19 protein-coding genes are annotated in these 19,027 nt (G+C 71.4%); 6 read left to right on the top strand and 13 right to left on the bottom strand.

Annotated features, from left to right (window positions below; genetic code table 11):
- The first annotated feature begins 92 nt into the window (after positions 1-92).
- Positions 93-1,286 carry a LacI family DNA-binding transcriptional regulator gene (locus OHA72_RS61645; protein ID WP_327005305.1) on the top strand — a complete coding sequence of 398 codons (1,194 nt, stop codon included), beginning with the start codon at positions 93-95 and terminating at the stop codon, positions 1,284-1,286.
- Between the two features lie 74 nt (positions 1,287-1,360).
- Here the strand turns inward: OHA72_RS61645 and OHA72_RS61650 are convergent, their stop codons facing one another.
- Entirely contained in the window at positions 1,361-2,863 is a 1,503-nt protein-coding gene (locus tag OHA72_RS61650; RefSeq protein ID WP_327005306.1) for an MFS transporter, read from the bottom strand.
- Between the two features lie 90 nt (positions 2,864-2,953).
- On the bottom strand, positions 2,954-3,526 hold the full coding sequence (locus tag OHA72_RS61655) for a TetR/AcrR family transcriptional regulator (protein WP_327005307.1): 573 nt from the start codon (positions 3,524-3,526) through the stop codon (positions 2,954-2,956).
- Positions 3,527-3,761: 235 nt separating this feature from the next.
- Between OHA72_RS61655 and OHA72_RS61660 the strand changes: the two genes are divergently transcribed.
- A complete protein-coding gene (locus OHA72_RS61660; RefSeq protein WP_327005308.1) occupies positions 3,762-4,604 on the top strand; it encodes an SCO6745 family protein in 843 nt (280 codons plus the stop codon).
- Between the two features lie 80 nt (positions 4,605-4,684).
- Here OHA72_RS61660 and OHA72_RS61665 read toward each other — a convergent pair whose 3' ends face one another.
- The 11 genes from OHA72_RS61665 to OHA72_RS61715 all read right to left on the bottom strand — a co-directional run bounded on the left by OHA72_RS61665 (position 4,685) and on the right by OHA72_RS61715 (position 14,747).
- Positions 4,685-4,951 (bottom strand): GNAT family N-acetyltransferase, encoded by a 267-nt coding sequence (locus tag OHA72_RS61665; RefSeq protein ID WP_327005309.1) that lies wholly within the window; start codon positions 4,949-4,951, stop codon positions 4,685-4,687.
- On the bottom strand, positions 4,952-5,932 hold the full coding sequence (locus OHA72_RS61670; RefSeq protein ID WP_327005310.1) for a pirin family protein: 981 nt from the start codon (positions 5,930-5,932) through the stop codon (positions 4,952-4,954).
- A gap of 123 nt (positions 5,933-6,055) precedes the next feature.
- On the bottom strand, positions 6,056-7,201 hold the full coding sequence (locus OHA72_RS61675; protein ID WP_327005311.1) for a golvesin C-terminal-like domain-containing protein: 1,146 nt from the start codon (positions 7,199-7,201) through the stop codon (positions 6,056-6,058).
- A complete protein-coding gene (locus OHA72_RS61680; protein WP_327005312.1) occupies positions 7,201-8,448 on the bottom strand; it encodes a BNR-4 repeat-containing protein in 1,248 nt (415 codons plus the stop codon). Before OHA72_RS61680 ends, OHA72_RS61675 begins: the two co-directional genes overlap by 1 nt.
- Before the next feature lie 22 nt (positions 8,449-8,470).
- Positions 8,471-9,055, bottom strand: a complete 585-nt coding sequence (locus OHA72_RS61685; protein WP_327005313.1) for a bifunctional 4-hydroxy-2-oxoglutarate aldolase/2-dehydro-3-deoxy-phosphogluconate aldolase — start codon at positions 9,053-9,055, stop codon at positions 8,471-8,473.
- Positions 9,052-9,804, bottom strand: coding sequence for an SDR family NAD(P)-dependent oxidoreductase (locus OHA72_RS61690; protein WP_327005314.1), 753 nt, complete (start codon positions 9,802-9,804; stop codon positions 9,052-9,054). Before OHA72_RS61690 ends, OHA72_RS61685 begins: the two co-directional genes overlap by 4 nt.
- Positions 9,797-10,951: a mandelate racemase/muconate lactonizing enzyme family protein gene (locus OHA72_RS61695; RefSeq protein ID WP_327005315.1), complete on the bottom strand. Its 1,155-nt coding sequence runs from the start codon at positions 10,949-10,951 to the stop codon at positions 9,797-9,799. Before OHA72_RS61695 ends, OHA72_RS61690 begins: the two co-directional genes overlap by 8 nt.
- The gene (locus OHA72_RS61700) at positions 10,948-12,234 is read right to left on the bottom strand and encodes an ABC transporter substrate-binding protein (RefSeq protein ID WP_327005316.1); all 1,287 of its coding nucleotides are present in this window, start codon (positions 12,232-12,234) and stop codon (positions 10,948-10,950) included. The genes OHA72_RS61695 and OHA72_RS61700 overlap by 4 nt, the downstream gene beginning before the upstream one ends.
- A gap of 31 nt (positions 12,235-12,265) precedes the next feature.
- Positions 12,266-13,084: a carbohydrate ABC transporter permease gene (locus tag OHA72_RS61705; RefSeq protein WP_327005317.1), complete on the bottom strand. Its 819-nt coding sequence runs from the start codon at positions 13,082-13,084 to the stop codon at positions 12,266-12,268.
- Positions 13,081-13,947: a carbohydrate ABC transporter permease gene (locus OHA72_RS61710; RefSeq protein WP_327005318.1), complete on the bottom strand. Its 867-nt coding sequence runs from the start codon at positions 13,945-13,947 to the stop codon at positions 13,081-13,083. The genes OHA72_RS61705 and OHA72_RS61710 overlap by 4 nt, the downstream gene beginning before the upstream one ends.
- Positions 13,944-14,747 (bottom strand): IclR family transcriptional regulator, encoded by an 804-nt coding sequence (locus OHA72_RS61715; protein WP_327005319.1) that lies wholly within the window; start codon positions 14,745-14,747, stop codon positions 13,944-13,946. The genes OHA72_RS61710 and OHA72_RS61715 overlap by 4 nt, the downstream gene beginning before the upstream one ends.
- Positions 14,748-14,832: 85 nt before the next feature.
- Here OHA72_RS61715 and OHA72_RS61720 point away from each other — a divergent pair, with 85 nt between their 5' ends.
- Genes OHA72_RS61720 through OHA72_RS61735 form a run of 4 tightly spaced genes read left to right on the top strand, consistent with a single transcriptional unit; the run spans position 14,833 to position 18,636 of the window.
- Complete coding sequence (locus OHA72_RS61720) at positions 14,833-15,978, top strand: mandelate racemase/muconate lactonizing enzyme family protein (protein ID WP_327005320.1); 1,146 nt, start codon at positions 14,833-14,835, stop codon at positions 15,976-15,978.
- Entirely contained in the window at positions 15,975-17,003 is a 1,029-nt protein-coding gene (locus tag OHA72_RS61725; protein ID WP_327005321.1) for a dihydrodipicolinate synthase family protein, read from the top strand. Before OHA72_RS61720 ends, OHA72_RS61725 begins: the two co-directional genes overlap by 4 nt.
- On the top strand, positions 17,000-17,713 hold the full coding sequence (locus tag OHA72_RS61730) for an SDR family NAD(P)-dependent oxidoreductase (RefSeq protein WP_327005322.1): 714 nt from the start codon (positions 17,000-17,002) through the stop codon (positions 17,711-17,713). The genes OHA72_RS61725 and OHA72_RS61730 overlap by 4 nt, the downstream gene beginning before the upstream one ends.
- Entirely contained in the window at positions 17,710-18,636 is a 927-nt protein-coding gene (locus tag OHA72_RS61735; RefSeq protein WP_327005323.1) for a sugar kinase, read from the top strand. Before OHA72_RS61730 ends, OHA72_RS61735 begins: the two co-directional genes overlap by 4 nt.
- The last annotated feature ends 391 nt before the right edge of the window (positions 18,637-19,027 follow it).

Below are 19,027 nucleotides of genomic sequence, written 5' to 3' on the forward strand. Positions count from 1 at the left end.
GATATCGTCGTCGGGTCCCCGGCGGATGAACTGCACGGGGACCCATTCGACGGCAGCCGATGCCGGCGGCGGCAATGATGGTGGGAGGTGCGATGGCGAGGGTCACCTTGCAGACGATCGCCGACCAGGTCGGCGTGAGCCGGATGACCGTCTCCAACGCGTTCTCCCGGCCCGATCAGCTCTCCCCCACTCTGCGCGACAAGATCCTTGCGGTCGCGTCGGACCTCGGCTACGTGGGGCCGGACCCCGCGGCCCGCGCCCTGGCCCGCGGCACGACCGGCGCCGTCGGCGTCCTGCTCACCGAGTCGCTGCGAGACGCGTTCAACGACGAGGTGGCCACGACGTTCCTCGGCGCGATCGCGGAGGAGCTCACCCCGACCGGTCTGGGCCTGACGCTGCTGACCGCCACCGCCCGTGACGACGTCGTCCCCGCGCGGGACGTCGCGATGGACGGCGCGATGGTCTACTCCTGCGACCCGAGCTCGTCGGCCGTCGACTGGCTGATCCGCCGCCGGCTCCCCCTGGTCTTCATCGACCAGGTGCCGGCCGCCGGCATCCCCAGCGTCAACGTCGACGACCGGCCGGGTGCGCGGGCCGCCGCCCAGCACCTCGTCGACCTCGGCCACCGGCACATCGGCGTGGTGACCAGCGGCGTGCGCGGCGCCCACGGCCTGCTGCCCCTCGGCTCCGTCATCCCAGGCGCCGCGACCAAGAACACCACAGCCGGCAACAGCACCGCGCTCGGCAACGGCACCGCGGCCGGCAACGGCACCGCAGCAGGCAACGGCACCGCCCTCGGCAACGGCACCGCCGTCGACGAGGGGGCCGTCGTCATCGACGGATACGTGGCACAGCAACGGATCCTGGGCTGGCTCGACGCGCTGACCCCGGCCGGCATCACCCCGCCGGTCGTCCGGCTCGCCCACGGCCGACCCGAGGACGGCTACGACGGCGCCCGGCTCCTCCTCGCGGCGGACCCCCGGCCGACCGCCGTGCTCTGCTTCTCCGACGCCATCGCGCAGGGCGTCATCCAGGCGGCGTACGACCTGGGGCTACGGGTACCCGAGGACCTGTCGGTGGTCGGGTTCGACGACAGCCCCCTCGCCGCGCGGATGCGCCCGGCGCTGACCACGGTCCGCCAGGACGTCCTGGCGAAGGGCCGGGCCGCGGCCGCCGCGCTGACCCGCGCGATCGCCGAGACCCGCGCCGGCGCCGAGGTCACGCCCGACCACCTGCTGATCCCCGCCGACCTGATCATCCGCGAGAGCACCGCACCACCCGCCTGACGAGGCCCCGCCCGCCTGACAGCGCGGGTCCCCGCGGCGAGTGCCGCGGGGACCCGGGAGACCACAGGCGGCGCTCAGTGCACGAGCACCGGCACCTGCTCCTGGTCCGACGTCGTGTTCTCGTCCGCCGGCGTGCGACGGATGAACAGGATCACCAGCAGCGCGGCCACGCCGAGGAGCACGGCACTGGCAGTGAAGGCCACGTTGTACCCGTGGATCGCCGCCTCCGCCTGGCCCAGCGGTGACGCCGCGTGGGTGGTGAGGTAGCCGGTGACGGCCGTGGTGAAGATGGTGTTGAGCAGGGCCGTGCCGAGCGAGCCGCCGACCTGCTGGGTGGTGTTGACCAGCGCGCTGGCCACGCCCGCGTCGTGGTTCGCGACGCCGGTCAGGGCGACGCTGCTCAGCGGCACGAATACCAGGCCCATACCGAAGCTCATCGCGACGAACGCGGGCAGGATGTCCACGGCGTAGCTGGAGTTGAGGTCGAGCCGGGTCAGCCAGATCATGGCCAGGGTGCCGAGGACGCCGCCGACGGACATGATGACCCGGGGGCCGACGCGGGGCAGGTAGCGGGCCGCGAGAGTGGCCGCGGCGATGATGCCCGCGGAGAACGGCAGGTACGCGAAGCCGCTCTTGAGCGCCGAGTAGCCCATCGTCTGCTGCAGGTAGAAGGTCATGAACAGGAACATGCCGAGCATGCCCGCGCCGACCAGGATCGAGACCACGAACGAGGTGCCGCGGTTGCGGTCCCACAGCACGCGCAGCGGCAGCAGCGGGTGCTTGGCCCGCGACTCCCAGACGACGAACGCGGCGAGCAGCACCCCGGCGGCCACGAGCCAGCCGATCGTCACCCCGGAGCTCCAGCCGTCGGTCGCGGCCTTCGTGAAGCCGTACACCAGCGCAACCTGACCAACGGTTGCCAGGACCGCACCGGGGATGTCGTAGCGCGTGTCCCCCGTCGCCTTGCTCTCCCGCACGACCGGCAGGGCCGCGATGAACGCGATCACCGCGATCGGGATGTTGACCAGGAGGGTCCAGCGCCAGTTGGCGTACTCGACCAGCAGGCCGCCGGAGATCAGGCCGATCGCGGCGCCACCGCCGGAGATCGCGCCGAAGACGCCGAACGCCTTCGCCCGCTCCTTCGCCTCGGTGAACGTGACCGTGATGAGGGACAGGGCGGCCGGGGCGAGCAGTGCGCCGAACGCACCCTGCAAGCCACGTGCGGCGTAGAGGGTCTCGGCGTTGACCGCGGCGCCACCGAGCGCGGAGGCGCCGGCGAAGCCGAGCAGGCCGACCAGGAACGTGCGGCGACGGCCGAAGAAGTCGGCGATGCGGCCACCGAGCAGCAGCAGGCCACCGAAGGCCAAGGTGTACGCGGTGACGATCCACTGCCGGTCGGCGGTGGAGATGTGCAGGGCTTCCTGCGCCGAGGGCAGGGCGATGTTCACAACGGTGGCGTCCAGCACCACCATCAGCTGCGCGACGGCGATGACCGACAGCGCGAGCCAGCGTTTCGGGTCGACCGCAGCCGTGGCCCCCGCCGTGGCGGTGGCCGTCCCCCCCGAGTCGTTCGACATGAGCGTATGCCTCCCAAGGCATGGTTGATCGAGACCGCGCCCAGGTGGACGGACGGGTCTTGGTAGCGCAAGCGTGTTGCGGAGAAAAGGTCAGGCGGGCTGACGCAGGACGGGCAGCAGCACCCGGTCGACCATGCGGGTCGCGAACGCCTCGTCGAGCGGGCCCTCGCACCACATGCTGCGGTTCAGCACCATGGCATGCAGGATCTCGTGCAGCAGCTCAGCGGTGGCGCAGTGCGGCAGTTCGCCACGCTCCACCGCGCGTCGCACGATGGTGTCGTACGCGGACTGCTTCGCCTCGTAGGCACAGCGGCGGATCGTCTCGGCCAGCTCCGGGTTGCGGGTGGCCGCGGTCATCAGACCGGTCATGACGTCGCCGTCGGGGCTGTTGGCGAAGGTGCACGCCGCGGTGAGCAGCGCCATCAGGTCACCGCGCAGGGAGCCGGTGTCCTGCGGCTCGAACGGGCCGCCGAACCGGTGCTCGAAGGCGTCCATCACCAGGTCCGGCTTGGTGGGCCAGCCCCGGTAGATCGTCGCTTTGCTGGCGCGGGCCCGCGCCGCCACGGCATCCATCGACATGCGGTCGTATCCGACCTCACCGAGCAGCTCGAAGACCGCTTCGCAGATGGCTTCGCGGCGGCCGGGCTTCGGTGTGGGAGACATGACCACTTCCTAGAGTGCGAGGTCCGGTTTCCGCAAGCCCTGGATCGCAGGTGTACGGAACCGTTTCGTATCGGAACCCTACTCCCCACCATCTCCGGTACGAAACCGTTCCGTACACCTGGGCCTCGTGAACGACGTCACAGGGCGTTTCGGGAATGGCCGCCGGGTCACGTGTTGCCTTTTGCACTGGCGTCACCCGGGTTCACGCACGCTCAACGCATATATCGTCAGGTCCATGACAGAGTTGTCGATCGAACGTCGTATGTGGAGCCTGTTCGAGCCGGTCCACGCGGTCACCTACTTCGCCGACGACGCGCTGGGTGCGTTCGAGGCGGCGGGCCTGCGCGGGTTCTGGCGGGGGTACTTCGCCGGCCGCAGCGCCCCGCTCGGCGCGGTGACGGCGGGGCCGGTGCTCGCGGCCTTCTACGGCTTCGCGCCAGGGATGGTGACCCGGGCGCTGCCCGACGTCTGGACCCGGATCACGCCCGAGGCGGCCCTTGCCGCCCGGCTCGAAGGATCACGGCGGGTCCTGCAGAAGGTGGACGGCGACCTGACCGAGGTCGCAAGCCTGTTGCGGGCCGCGGCAGAGGCGGTCGACCTGCACGGCCGGGTGCTGGGCGCGGCCAACGCGATGCTGCCCTGGCCGGAGGATCTGGCGGGGGTGCTGTGGCAGGCGGCGACGGTGCTGCGAGAGCACCGCGGCGACGGTCACGTGGCGGCGCTGCTCGTCGAAGGGCTCGACGGCGCCGAGGCCAACGTGTGGCGGGTCGCGCTGCGCGACGGCGCGGGCCGGGAGTTCTACCAACCGGCGCGGGGCTGGACCGACGAGGAGTGGGACGCCGCGACCGACCGGCTGCGCTCCCGTGGGTGGGTCGACGCGGACGGGAAGGCCACGGACCCGGCGCGGGAGGCGTTGACGGCGCTCGAGGCCACGACGGACGCTCTGGCCGCGACGCCGTGGCGGGTCCTGGGGACCGACGCCACGGCGCGCTGTGCGGAGCTGCTGCGGCCGATCGCGGTGCAGACGTCGCGGATGCTGCGGCACCCGAACCCGATCGGGCTGCCGTCGCTGGACTGATCTGCGGTCGGGCTGAGCTGCCGCTGGGCCTTACCGGGCTTTCGCTGGGCCTTACCGGGCTTTCGCTGGGTTGATCTGCGCTATGCGAGCTCTGGGTGGCGCTTGAGGTAGGCGGCGATGAACGGGCACTGCGGGACCACCCGCAGTCCCCGGTCCTTCACCGCGCCCAGGGCACCGGCGGCGAGCTTGCTGCCCAGGCCCTTGCCCTCGTACGCCTTGTCGACCTCGGTGTGGGTGAAGACGATCTCGTCGGGGTGCAGCCGGTAGTAGGCCGCACCCGCGAGCTCACCGTCGACCCGCAGCTCGAAGCGGTGCTGCTCCGGGCTGTCGACGACCTCGATGTCCACTCAGGACGCCTCTCCCCGAACGTCGGCGTGCGCCGCGGGGATGCTGCCGAGCCGACCGGCCTGGTAGTCCTCGAACGCCTGCACGACCTCGGCCTTGGTGTTCATGACGAACGGACCATACGCCACGACGGGCTCCCGGATCGGCTTACCGCCGAGGAACAGCACGTCCATCGTGGGGTGCCGCGGGTCCTGCTTCGCCTCGGCGGTGACGGTGATGCTGTCGCCCGCGCCGAAGACCGCGAGCTGGCCCAGCTCCACCGGGCGGCCCTTCGTGCCCACGGTGCCCTTGCCCGCCAACGTGTAGGCGAGGGCGTTGAAGTCCTGGCGCCACGGCAGCGTCAGCGACGCCCCGGGCGAGATCGTCGCGTGGATCATGGTGATCGGCGTGTACGTGTTGCCGGGGCCGGCATGCCCGTCGAGCTCACCGGCGATCACCCGCAGGAGTGACCCGCCGTCGGGCGAGCTGAGCAGCGACACCTGGCCGCCGCGGATGTCCTGGTAGCGCGGGGCGGCGAACTTGTCCGCCTTCGGGAGGTTGACCCACAGCTGGAAGCCGTGGAAGAGGCCGCCGCTGACGACGAGGTGCTCCGGCGGGGTCTCGATGTGCAGCAGGCCGGAGCCCGCGGTCATCCACTGGGTGTCGCCGTCGCGGATGACGCCGCCACCACCGTTGGAATCGCTGTGCACGAACTCGCCGTCGATGATGTACGTGACGGTCTCGAACCCCCGGTGCGGGTGCCACGGGGTGCCCTTCGGCTCGCCGGGCGCGTATTCGACCTCACCCATCTGGTCCATGTGGATGAACGGGTCGAGCGTGCGCAGGTCGACGCCGGCGAACGCGCGCCGGACGGGGAAGCCCTCACCCTCGAAGCCCTTCGGCGCCGTGGTCACGGACACCACCGGGCGGGGACGCGCCGAGACCGGGTCCGGGGTGGACACGCGGGGCAGCGCAAGGACGTTGTCAACGGTGATCGCGGGCATCTGACGCCTCCAGGGCTGAGCGGGTTGTCGCCTGCCGTAACGGTACTTGCCAGGCAAGTATTCCGCAAGTCAACAATCTCCACTCAGCCCTGGTCAGGGGCCGTCGCGCCGCGGGGTTGCCCGCTACACCCTTATGAAGCGCACCGCATCGGCCCGGGCACACCCGGTGCCCGAACCGGTCAGGGTCACCGCGGTCCCGGTCCCCGCCGGCAGGGCGAAGGTGCCCAGGTCGACCCACCCGGACGGGCCGGCGGTGCCGTTGACGGTGGTCTGCGTGCCGGCGACGCTGAGCTTCGCCGCCGGGTCGCTGTTGGCGGCAGTCACCCTGTAGTAGGAGACCTTGTATGTGCCCGCCGCACGGAGGTTGGGCCGCCAGGTCGCGGTGTTCCCCGCGGTGTTGCAGGCGGCGTAGCGGGTCGGGGAGCCGACCGTCCAGCCGGTGAGCGTGGACGCGGACCAGGTGCCCGTCTCGCTGTAGCCGTAGGCCGCCGGGCCGTCGTCGTCGACGTAGTAGTCCTTCTGCCAGTACTTCACGTAGTCGAACTGCACGCTGGACGGCAACTTCGTTGCGTCCGGGATGCTGCCGTAGGCGATGCTGGTGAGCCAGATGCTCGTGTAGTCGTGCGTCCAGTCCGTCGGCAGGTAGGGCGCGGTGTACTTGAGCACGCCGTCGATGTAGAACTTCGTGCTGGTCTCGGACCAGTCGATGCCGTAGACGTGCCAGTCCCTGGAGTCGATCGTGCTGCTGGTGTAGGTGGTGCCGTAGGACTTCCCGGCCGAGACGCCGCTGCCCTTCCACGTCAGCACGCCGTGGTGGATGCGGGTGGGGCTGATCGAGTCGATCTCGAATCCGTCGATCTCGGTGCGCTGCGACGCCGGGTAGGTGGTGGAGCCGTCTCCGGCCATGAGCCAGAAGGAGCTGTGCCAGCCGGCGCCGTCGTTGAGTTTCGCGCGGGTCTCGTAGTAGCCGTACCGCAGCGTCTGTTTGCTGACCACGCCACCGCCGGTGTAGTCCTTGCCGCCGTACGTCTCCTTCTTGAGAGCGATGTTGAGGGCTCCCCCGCTGACGGAGACGTTCTGCGGCCGTTGCGTGCTGTACGCCTTGGAGTCGGTGCGGTAGTTCCACTTCGCGGTGTCGACGGCGGTGCCGTTGAACTGGTCCTCGAAGGCGAGTGTGTAGCCGGTGCCGGCGGGGTCGGCGTGGGCGGCGACGGGTCCCGCGGCGACGGCCGCGGACGTGAGGAGCAGGAGTGTGAGCAGGCGGCGCATCAGTTCCTCCCGTAGTACAGGCGAAGGTTGGTGAGGTCGACGAGGTAGAGCACGTCGACGCCGGCGGTGGTGGTGCGTTCCACGGCGAAGCGCTCCACGGGTATGCCGGGCGCGACCGCGGCGGCGGTCCACGCGGTGCCGGTCTTCGTGGCGACGGACATGCCGGCCGCGGTGGCGTAGTAGATCCGCTTCTGCTCCGTCGGGTGCCAGGTGATGTCGATCGCGGCGGTGGTCTGCGCGGCGGAGTAGACGGTGTCGCGGACCCAGGTCGTCCCTGAGACGTACGCGTAGCGCACCATGAAGTTCGTCCCGCTCCGGTACCGGTAGGCGACCTTCGGGCTGGTGCCGTCGACCGTGAGCTTGGCGCTCTGCACGGCCGGTCCGGTGCCGTCGTTGCCCTGGTACACCTCGCCGGCCTCGATCGGCTGGATGACGTCGGCGGTGGCCGTGCTGACGGGCACGCTCACCGCGGCGCCGGTGCGGTCGGCGAACGTGTTGCTCGCGGGCCGGTAGAGCAGGTAGCTGAGCTGGTGGCGGAACGCGGTCGCCGGGTACAGGCCCCACTCCCACAGGATGTGCAGGTTGCCGGCGGCGTCGAACTGCAGGTCGTCGGGGTAGACGGCCCGGTTGGCGGACTCGGCGAACACCGCCAGGCGGGTCCACGTGGCTGCGGCGTTGTTCCACCGGTAGAGCCGGCCGGAGCGGGCGGTGCTCCCGTCGAGCCGGGCGATGAGGTACAGGTCGCCGTTCGGTGCGGTGGTCAGGACCGGGTACGTGACGCCGATCCCCTGGTCGGGCAGGTCGCCGGCGTGGTTGGTGGGCGCGCCGCCGACGGTGTCGGAGCGGAAGTACCGCCAGGCGTTGTTGTGCATGCTGGCGAACACGTGGAACCGGCCGCTGCCGTCCCGCGCGATCGACGGCTGGTTGTGCCCGACGTCGTCGGTGTACTCGGCCTGGGCCGCGCCGTTCATGACGGGCAGCTTCGTCCAGCCGCCGGCCGTGTCGCGCCGGGCGATGGCGACGCGGTGCGTCCCGGCGGACGAGCCGGGCTCGTTGAACGCCAGGTACGCGTAGTCGCTGCCCGGGGTGTACGTGTCCAGCGGTGACCACCAGGCCGCCTGGTTGGAGCTGTCGATGGGGTACGGCACGAGGGTGACGGTGGCGGGTGCGGCGTGCACGGCGGTTGCGGGCACGGTGATGAGGGTCGTCGCCATGGCGGTGGCGGCGACCAGGACGGCTCTGTTCATGTGTCCCTTCCTCAGGGCTTGCTCAGGTCGTGCGGAGGACCTCCAGGAGCGGTGGCAGGCCGCCGTCACGGGTGACGGCGCCGCCGACCCCCAGCGCCCGGGCGCCGGCGGTCAGGTGTTCGTGTGCGTTGTGGGCGTCGATGCCGCCGGTGGCGACGAACTTCGCCTCGGGGAACGGGCCGCGCATCTCGCGCAGCCAGCCGGGTCCGAGCGACCCGGCCGGGAACGCCTTGAGCCAGTCGCAGCCGGCCCGCAGCGCGTGGTGGACCTCGGTCGCGGTCGCGACGCCCGGCAGGTGCGGCAGCCCGGCCTCGTGGCTGGCCCGCGCGACGTCCGCGTCGAACCCGGGCGCGACGGTGAACACCGCGCCGGCCGCCGCGGCGACGGCGACCTGTTCGGGGCTGCGGACGGTGCCGGCGCCGACGGGATGCCCGTGCCCGGCGAGGGCCCGCAGGCATTCGAGGGCCTCGGGGGTCTGGATCGGGACCTCCACGACGCCGAGGCCGCTGTCCCACACGGCGCGGGCGATCTGCAGGGCCCGCGGGATCGGCACGCCCCGCAGGATCGCCACGAGCGGGCGGCCTTCCAGCAGCTCGTCGAACGTCATGGTGTCTCTCCCAGGGGTTTCAGGCCGAGCCGGGACCGAGGGGCGGCGCGGAGCAGTGCGGCGGGCTGGACCGCGGTGGCGCCGCCGTCGAGCACAATCTCGGTGCCGGTGAGCATCGCCGCGTCCGCGGACACCGCGAACGCGACCGCGGCGGCGACATCGGCGGGCTCGCCGAGACGGCGCAGCGGGTGGGCGTCGCGCTGCCGGTCCGCGTCGCCGGGCTCGGACAGCCGGTCCTCGGTGGCGGGGGTGCGGATCCAGCCGGGTGCGACGGTGACCGCGCGGACGCCGTGCCGGCCGTAGTCGACGGCGACCTGGCGGGTGAAGGCGGTCAGTCCGGCCTTGGCCGCGGCGTACGCCGGCAGCCCGGGAGCAAACGATCCACTGTGGATGGACCCGATGGTGACGACGACGCCCCGGCCGGCGGCGACCATGCCCGGCAGGGCGTGCTTGACGGCGAGGAACGCCGTGGTGAGGTTGGCGTCCACGACGTCGTGCCAGTCGGCGAGGGTCGTCTCGTGCGCGGGCGCGCCGGCGGTGAGGCCGGCGCAGGTGACCAGCGCCGCGACCGGCCCGAGCCCGGCGAAGGCGGCCGCGACGGCGGGCTCGTCGAGCAGGTCCAGGCACGTCGTGTCGGCGGCCGGGGCGCGGTCGAGGCCGGCGACCCGGTAACCGTCCGCGCGGAGCCTGGCGGCGACGGCGGATCCGATGCCGCCGGTGGCGCCCGTCACCACGGCGAGGTCAGGCACGGAACACCTCGTAGTGGGTGATCAGGTCCTCGTCGAGGGTCACGCCGAGTCCCGGGCCGTCCGGCACGACGAGCGCACCGTCCACCAGGGACGGTGGTGCCGCCAGGTCGTCGCGGAGCGGGTTGGGCAGCCGGTTGTATTCGAGGCTGGTCACGTTGGGTGTTGCCGCGGCGAACTGCAGGGCGGCGGCGAGGCCGATGGCGGAGCCGACGCCGTGGGGTGAGACGTCGACGTGGAAGGCGGAGCAGAGTGCGGCGATGCGGCGGGCTTCGGTGATGCCGCCGGCGCGGGTGAGGTTGGGCATGACGGTGTCGGCGGCTCGGGCGAGCAGGAGGTCGCGGTAGCCGTATCGGATGAATTCGCTTTCGCCGGTGACGACGGGGATCCGGACGGCGGCTCTGACTTCGGCGAGGCCGGCGACGTCGTCGGTGGCGAGGGGTTCTTCGAGCCAGCGGACGCCCAGGTGTTCCAGGGCGTGGCCGAGGCGGATGGCGGTGTTGACGTCGTAGGCGCAGTTGAGGTCGACGTGCAGGGCGGCGCGGCCGTCGAGTGCGTCGGCGACGGCGGTGGCGTGGGCGAGGTCGGTGGTTTCGCCGCGGCCGAGTTTGAGTTTGACGGCGTGGAAGCCGTTGTCCACGAAGGACAGTGCTGTTTGGACGGACTGTGCTGTGGAGGGCAGGAATGGGATGGGTGAGGCGTAGACGGGCACGGTGGTGCGGACAGGGCCGCCGAGCAGCCGGTGGACCGGTTGCCCGGCGGCCTTGCCGCGCAGGTCCCACAGGGCGAGGTCGACCCCGCTGATCGCCTCGAGGTAGAACCCGCCGGTGCGTCCGGCGCCGGCCTGCGCGCCGAACATGAGCTCCCACAACGCCTCCGACGCACCCGCGTCCCGGCCGACCAGCATCGGGGCCAGCAGCTGCCCGACGATGGTCGCCGTCACGCGCGGCTCCGGCAGCCCGTACGCCTCGCCGATCCCTTCGAGACCGTCAACCGTTCGGATACGAACGAGGGTGGTGTACTGGCCCAGCCGTGGCATGACGCGATGACTGGAGGCCGGGGTGAGCAGCCATTCGGGGACCTCGTCGTACATTCCCGCGAACGGTGCGGCGAGCGCGACGGCTTCGACGGAGGCGATGGTGAGCTTCATTTGATGAGGGCGTTCATCCGGTCGCGGGCGGAGGTGAGGGCCTCCTTGGGGTTCTTCTTGCCGATGAGGATCGACTGGACCTCTTCGGCGAGGACCTTCTCCATCTGGGAGAACTGCGGGTAGACCCAGAACGGGCTGGCACTGGAGTTCGCGCCGATCTGGCTGGTGAAGTCGGTGGCGAACTTGTCGTTCTTCACCGCGGCGTCGGCGAGGCCGGCGTTGGTCGTCGGCGGCAGCCCGGTCTTCTTGAACCAGTCGACGTTGTAGCCGGCGTCGGTGGTGACGGTTTTGGCGTAGTTGGCGGCCGCAGCGGCGCCGGCGCCGTTCATGACGGCGATGACCTGCCCCCAGGCGAGATGCCGGGGTTTGTCGCCGGAGTTCTTCACCGGCCTGGCGACGGGGACCATTTTCGCGGCGAGGTCCTTGTCGGGTGAGGATTTCGTGACCGCGGCCCGTCCGCCGATGGCGTCTTCGTAGAAGGCGGTCTTGCCCTGGGACATGAGGGCGCGGGCGTCGACGCGGTTGACGTCGGGGGCGATGAGTTTCTGGTCGTAGAGCTTCTTGTACCAGGTGAGGGCCTCGACGCTGCCGTCGTCGCCGATGACGACCTTGTTGCCCGCCACGATCGGGGAGCCGAACTCCCACATCCACGGGATGATGTCCTTGAGCTGGTCGACCTTGGTCATGCCGGCCCAGGGCACGATCCCGCCGCCGAGGCCCTTGACCGCGGTGAGCGCCGCCTCGAACTCCGCGACGGTCTTCGGCGCGGAGGTGACGCCGGCCCTGGTGAGCAGTTCGGTGTTGCTGATCAGCCCGATCCCGGCGAACGTCCACGGCAGCCCGTACTGCACGCCGCCGGACTGCCCCAGTGCGAGGGCGGCCGGGGCGTAGTCCAGACCGGCGGCGACGCTCTTGAGGTCCAGGAGCTTGCCGGTGGCGGCGAGGGTGGCCAGCCACGCCACGTCCAGCTGCACCGCGCCGGTCAACTGTCCACCCTGGACCTGCAGCAGCAGCTGGTTGAGATAGTCGTTGTACGGATACGAAGGAGTGCTGATCTTCACGCCGGCGTTGGCGGCGGAGTACTTCGCGATGGCGTCCGTCATCGGCTGCTTCGTCACGGCCTCGTTGAACGACCACGACGTCAGCGGGAACTCCTTGACCCCGTCGTCCTTGAGGCCCTCGATGCCGGCCGGGGCGGGGGTGTTCGTCGAGGGGGCACAGGCGGCGAGGGTGCCGAGCCCGAGCAGGCCGAGTGCGGATCTTCTGGTCAGTGAAAAGGGCATGGTGGCTCCAGGAAACGGGGTGTTGGGGTGTTCAGCCCTTCACGGCGCCGGAGGTGAGGCCGGCGACGAGGTAGCGCTGGAGGATGGTGAAGCCGATGACGACGGGCAGGGACACGACCAGGGAGGCGGCCATCAGGTCGGGCCAGGCGGTCTCGAACTCGCCGAGGAAGGTGTTGACCAGACCGGGCGGCAGGGTCTGCTTGTCTGGTCCGGCCAGGGTCAGGGCGAAGATGAAGTCGTTCCAGCCGCGGATGAACGCGAACAGGCCGGTCGCGACCAGCCCCGGCAGCGACACCGGCAGCAGGATGCGGTGGATGATCGCGCCCTGCCCGGCGCCGTCCACCTTGGCGGCCTCGATGAGTTCGTCGGGGATGGTGTCGAAGAACCCTTTGAGCATCCACACGCACAGCGGCAGGGTGAACGTGGTGAACGACAGGATCAGCGCCAGATACGAGTTGATCAGCCCGACCTGCGAGAACACCAGGTACAGGGTGATCAGCAACAGCGCCTGCGGGAACATCTGCGACGCCAGGACCAGGTACATCAGCGAACGGCGGCCCCGGTACCGGAACTTGGCGAACGAGTACCCGGTGTAGGCCGCGACGATGACGGTCAGCACCGCCGTGACCGTCGACACGATCAGGCTGTTGGTCAGGTACCGCAACAGCTTCGGGTTGTCGAAGATCGCGGTGAAATGATCGAAGGTGACCCGGTCGGGGATGAAATGCGGCGGGAACCGGAACACGTCATGCGTCGGCGTCAACGCTGTGACCAGGACCCAGTACACCGGCCCGAACGCGAAGATCCCGATCAGCGCGACGGTCGTGGCGGGGGCGAACAACCGTCTCATGCGGGCTCACCGCGCTCGGAGACGCGGACGTAGATCACGACGAGGATGAGGATGAGTGCCAGCCAGAGTGCGCCGAGCGCGCTGGCGGTACCGAGGTCGAAGGCCTTGAACGCGGTGTCGTAGACGGCCACGGCGAACGTCGTCGTGGAACCCGCCGGGCCACCGCCGGTCAGCACGTAGATCATGTCGAAGTGCTGCACGTTCCAGATCACCTCCAGCAGCACGACGATGCCGAGAATCCCCCGCAGGTGCGGCAGCGTCACATGCCAGAACCGGTTGATCGCACCCGCACCGTCCAACGCCGCCGCCTCGTGCAACGCCACCGGTACCGTCTGCAGGCCGGCGAGGAGCATCACCATGATCCACGGGAAACTGGCCCAGCTCTTCGCCACGACGATCGCGGCCATCGCCGTGCCCGGGCTGCCCAGCCACACGATCGGCTCGCCGACCAGGTGCAACTGGACCAGCAGGCCGTTGAGCAGGCCGTAGTTCGCGTTGAAGATCCACAGCCAGACGAACGACACCACCACGCCCGGGATGACCCACGGCATCAGGAACAACCCGCGCAGCACCGCCCGGCCACGCAGCTTCGTGTTGAGCGCCAGGGCGAGCGCGAAGCCGATGATGACGGGCACGACGGTGGAGCCGACGGTGAACACGACCGTGTGCTCCAGGACCGGCCAGAAGTTCTGGTCGAGCACCGCCGTGAAGTTGTCCAGGCCGGCGAACGAGCGGCCCGGCAGGACCAGGCTCTGGTTGAACAGGCTCGTGGACAGCGACCCGACGAGCGGATACAGCACGACCGCGCCAAGCAGCGCTAGCGCCGGCAGGGTCAGCAGGAATCCGAACGTGCGGTCCTTCACAGCGACACCGCACTGGGGTGGTGGGCCGGACCGACGTAGCCGAGACCGATGCTGATCGAGTCGGCGGCCTCGATGACGATCCGCGACAGTGCGACCTCCCGGTTCTGCAAGTCGATTGCGGACAGGGGCCCCGACACCGACAGCGCGGCGACGACATTGCCGGCGCCGTCGCGGATCGGGGCGGCGACGCAGGCGCGGCCGAGCGCCAGTTCCTCCAGCTCGGAGCCGTAGCCCCGGGCCGCGGTGCGATCGAGCTCGGCGTCGAGCTGCTCGTGGGTGGTGATCGTGCGGGGCGTGTAGGCCACCAGGGCGGCGGTCGGCAGCAGCCCGCGGCGCTCGAGCGGCGTCAGGCCGGTGAGCAGGGACTTGCCCAGGCCTGTGGCGTGCAGCGGGTTGCGCTGCCCGGCGAGGACGAACGCCCGCGGCGCCTGCCGGCCCTCGAAGTTGAGCAGGTAGAAGAGGCTGGCGTCGCGGCGGACCGCGACGTTGACGCCGAGACCGAGGTCGGCGGCCAGGTTCTGGGCGATCTGCCGCGCCTCGCGGTGCACGGGGTGGCTGTTGAGCACGGCGCCGCCAAGACTGACCGTGTCCAGGCCGAGCCGGTAGAGCCCGCTGACCGGGTCGCGGTCGACGAAGCCGGCCGCCTCCAGGGTTGCGAGCAGGCGCGACGCGGTGGAGAGTCCAAGGTCTGCGAGCTTGGCGACGTCGGAGACGCGCAGCTCGGAGCGGCCGGCCGTGAAGACCCGCAGCACCGTCAGCGCCCGCTCGACGCTCTGGTTGCTTCCGACATCCGAAGCCATCGGGACCCTCTCTGGAAGTTGCTTGCGTGATACGGCAAGATATCCCGCATGCTGCAAGTGGTCAACCGCAGGGCGGGGGTGCCTCATGAAGATCGTTGACGTGACGACCTTTCCGCTGAAACTGCGCGGCGACGACGTCTATCTGGGCGCCGCCACCCGGGATAATCCTGAAAAGTCGGACTATTACACCCGGCCGCCGTGGCGCAGCCTGTACTCGGACCGTTACGAGACGCTCCTTGTCAGGATCACGTGCGACGACGGCACGGAGGGCTGGGGCGAGGCACTCGCACCCGTCGGGCCGGAGATCGTGCAGGCGATCGTCGACCGGCTGCTGACGCCCGCCCTGCTGAAGCAGGACCCGCGCAGGGTCCGGCCGATGTGGACCAGGCTCACCGGGCTCATGCGGGAGCGCGGCCACCTCGTCGGTCACCAGGCAGACGCCCTGGCCGCCGTGGACATCGCGCTGTGGGACCTCGCGGGGAAGGCGGCCGGGCTGCCCGTGCACGCGCTGCTCGGCGGGGCGTACCGCGACAGCGTCCCCACCTATGTCTCCGGCCTGCCGGTCGCCACCGACGCGGAGCGGGCCGATCTCGCCCGCAACTGGATTGCACAGGGTGCAACGTCGGTGAAGCTCCACCTCGGCCGTGGGGTGGAGGATGACCTCGCGACGTTCGACGCGGTCGCCGCGACCGGGATGCGGGTCGCCGTCGACGCGCACTGGGCCTACGACCTCGCCGACGCGCTGCGCCTCGGCAAGGCGCTCGACGCGCGGGGCGCCTGGTTCCTGGAGGCACCCCTCGCTCCCGAGGACGTCGACGGCCACCGCGAGCTCGCCGCCGCGCTCGTCACCCCCGTCGCTGTCGGCGAGACGCTGCGCAACCGGTTCGAGTTCAAGCTGTGGCTGCAGGAACGGGCCCTGGACCTCGCGCAGCCCGACGTCGGCCGGACCGGCATCACCGAGGCCATCGCCATCGCGGAGATCGCGTCGGTGCACCACGTACCCGTGGCGCCGCACCATTCCGTCGGGCTCGGCGTCGTGCTCGCCGCCGGGATCCACGTCGCCGCCGCGATCGAGGCCATGCCGGTCTTCGAGTTCCAGCCGGGCCCGTTCCCCGTCGCCAACCGCATCCTCACCCTGCCGCTGACCGGCGGACCCGGGTCGTTCCACGTGCCGACCGCGCCGGGCCTCGGCGTCGAGGTCGACATCACCGCCCTTCTGGAGGACCAGTGAGCCGCTCCACCGACGTGCGCGGGCTGATCCCCGTGCTCGCCACCCCGTTCCACCCCGACGGCTCGCTGGACACCGGCAGCCTGCGGCAGCTCGTCGAGTTCTCCGTGAGTGCCGGCGTCGACGGGGTCGCCGTGTTCGGCTTCGCCAGCGAGGGTTTCACGCTGACGGTGCCGGAGCGGGCGGCGATCCTCGCGGTGGTCCGCGCGGTGCTGGGCCCCACCCTGCCGATCGTCGCCGGGGTGTCGGCGACCGGCACCGGCGACGCGATCGACCAGTGCCGCGCCGCGGCCGATGCCGGCGCGAGCGTGGCCATGCTCATCCCACCGTTCATGGTGAAGCCCTCCCCCGCGCAGATCGTCGACTTCTACGGCGCCGTCGCGGCCGGCGGCGGACTGTCCGTCATGGTCCAGGACGCGCCGGCGTCCACGGGGGTCAACCTGCCCGTGCCCCTCATCGTCGAGTTGTCCAAGCTCGACGGCGTCGACTCGGTGAAGGTCGAGACCCAGCCGACCGCCCCGAAGGTCGGCGCCGTCATCGAGGCCACGGCCGCCGACTTCCTGGTCCTCGGCGGCCAGAACGCGTTGTTCGTCCTTGAGGAGTACACCCGCGGCGCCGTCGGCACGATGCCTGCAAGCGAGTTCCCGGACCTGCTCGTCCCGGTCCTGCGTGCGTATGAGGCGGGGTCGCTCGCCGAGGCTCGGGCCGGGTTCAACCGGCTGCTGCCGCTGATCCGGTTCGGGCTGCAGCCCGGCATCGCGTGGTCGATCCACAAGCACGTGCTGCACCGGCGGGGCGTCATCGCGTCCACCACCGTGCGCGCCCCCGCCGTCGACGCCGACCCGGCGACGCTCGCGGCGCTGGACGTCATCCTGGACGACCTCGGCCTGCAAGGTCTTGGACAGCTCGGCCCGGAAGGTCCTGGACAGCTCGGCCCGGAAGGTCCTGGGCAGCTCGGCCTGGAAGGTCCTGGACAGCTCGGCCTGGAAGGTTCTGGGCAGCTCGGCCTGGAAGGCGCACAGCGGTGAGGGGTGTCCTCGTGCTCGGGGCGACCTCGCCGATCGGGCTCGCGATCGGCCGGGCGTTCGCCGGTGACCGGGTCGCGGGTGCCGCCCTGGACACCACCGACGACCCCGCGTTCGAGGCGAGCTGGGCGGCCGACTGCTCCACCAGCGGCGGCGCCGCCGCGGTGGTGCGCCGCGCCGTGGACCTGTTCGGCCGGCTCGACGTGCTCGTCCTCGCCGCCGCCGTGATGCCGGTTGCCCCGGCCGAGACGCAGACCGACGACGAGTGGCGATCCGCGATCGACGTGACCCTCTCCGGCGCGTTCTACGCCTGCCGGGCCGCGCTGCCGCACCTGCCTTCCGGCGGCAGCATCGTGGCGGTCACCTCCGTCAACAGTTTCCTCGCCGCTCCGGGGCTTCCCTCGTACGCCGCGGCAAAAGCCGGCCTGGACGGCCTCGTTCGCCAGCTCGCGCTCGAATACGGTCCCCGCGGCATCCGGGTCAACGCCGTCGCGCCCGGCATGATCGGCGGCGACCATCTCCCGGACGCCGCCGCCGGCTATCCGCTGCAACGGGTCGGGCGGCCGGAGGAGGTCGCGGCGGCGGTCGCGTTCCTGGCCTCGCCCGGCGCCGGCTTCATCACCGGCGCCTGCCTCCCCGTCGACGGCGGCCTGTCGATCGCCTCGCCGGCCGCGTTCCTGCGCCCGGACCTGCGCGCCCGATGGCTGTCATGAGCGGGCTCATCGTCGGGGTCGGTGAGGCGATGGTGCTCTTCCAACCCTCCGACCTCCTGCCTCTGGAGGAGTGCCGGACCGCGTCGGTGCACGTGGCCGGCGCCGAGCTGAACCTCCTCGCCGCGGCGGCCCGGGCGGGTGCGCGGACGGCGTTCTGCAGCCGGGTCGGCGACGACCCGTTCGGGCGGCGGGTCGTGGCGGCGGCGGCCGGGCTCGGGGTCGGGACCGGCCTGGTCACCGTCGACGGCGCCCGGCCGACGGGGGTGTTCGTCAAGGACGTGCGGCCCGACGGTGCCCGGCGCGTGCACTACTACCGGGCCGGTTCGGCCGCGTCCGCCCTCGACGAGGAGGACGCCGACCGGGCCCTGGCCGCCGGGCCGGACCTGGTGGCGGTGTCGGGGCTGACCGCCGCGCTCGGTGAGGGGCCGCGGCGGGCGGTGCTGCGGCTGGCCCGCGAGGCACACGCCCGCGGCGTCCCGGTCGCGGTCGACCCGAACCTGCGGCCCGGGTTCGACGGCGTGGCCGGTGCTGTGAGGGAGTTGCTGCCGCTGACGACGTACCTCCTCCTGGGGACGGACGAAGCGGTGCCGCTGTTCGGCACGGACGACCCCGCGACGGTCTTTTCGCAGGCCAAGACCCTCGGCGTGGGCGAGGTGGTGTTGAAAGCGGGTGCTGGCGGTTGCTGGCACGAGGGTGACGCGCCGACCCATCTGCCGTCCGTGGCGGTGCGGGTGGTCGATCCGGTCGGCGCCGGGGACGCGTTCGCCGGGGCGTATCTCGCCGCCCGCCTGCGCGGGATCGGGCCGCGGGGCGCCGCGTGGCTCGGCACCCGGTTCGCGGCGAGCGTGGTCGCGACGGCCGGGGACACCGACGGGCTGCCGTCTCCTACCGAGGTCGTGGCACTTCTGGCGGAGGCGCCCTGACCGGCGTGCACGCCCGTTGCGCAGGAGGCCCGCCCGTTGCGCAGGAGGCCCGCCCGTTGCGCAGGAGGCCCGCCCGTTGCGCAGGAGGCCCGCCCGTTGCGCAGGAGGCCCGGCCGTTGCGCAGGAGCCCCCGCCGTTGGTGCCAGGAGGCCCCGCGGCCCCCGGCCGTGGTGCCAGGAGGCCCTGCGGCCCCCGGCCGTGGTGCCAGGAGGCCCTGCGGCCCCCGGCCGTGGTGCCAGGAGGCCCCCGGCCGCGGCGGGACCCGCGTCATCCGGTCGGTGCCCATCGGCGAACCCTTCAGTGCGGCGCCCGGCGGCCGATGGACGGTTGGGTCCTCCTGCAAGGTCCAGGGGGTCAACCGTCCAGAGGGAGCGTCGAACGTCATGCCCGG

The sequence above is a fragment of the Dactylosporangium sp. NBC_01737 genome (assembly GCF_035963215.1).
In the GTDB taxonomy this organism is placed as follows: domain Bacteria; phylum Actinomycetota; class Actinomycetes; order Mycobacteriales; family Micromonosporaceae; genus Dactylosporangium.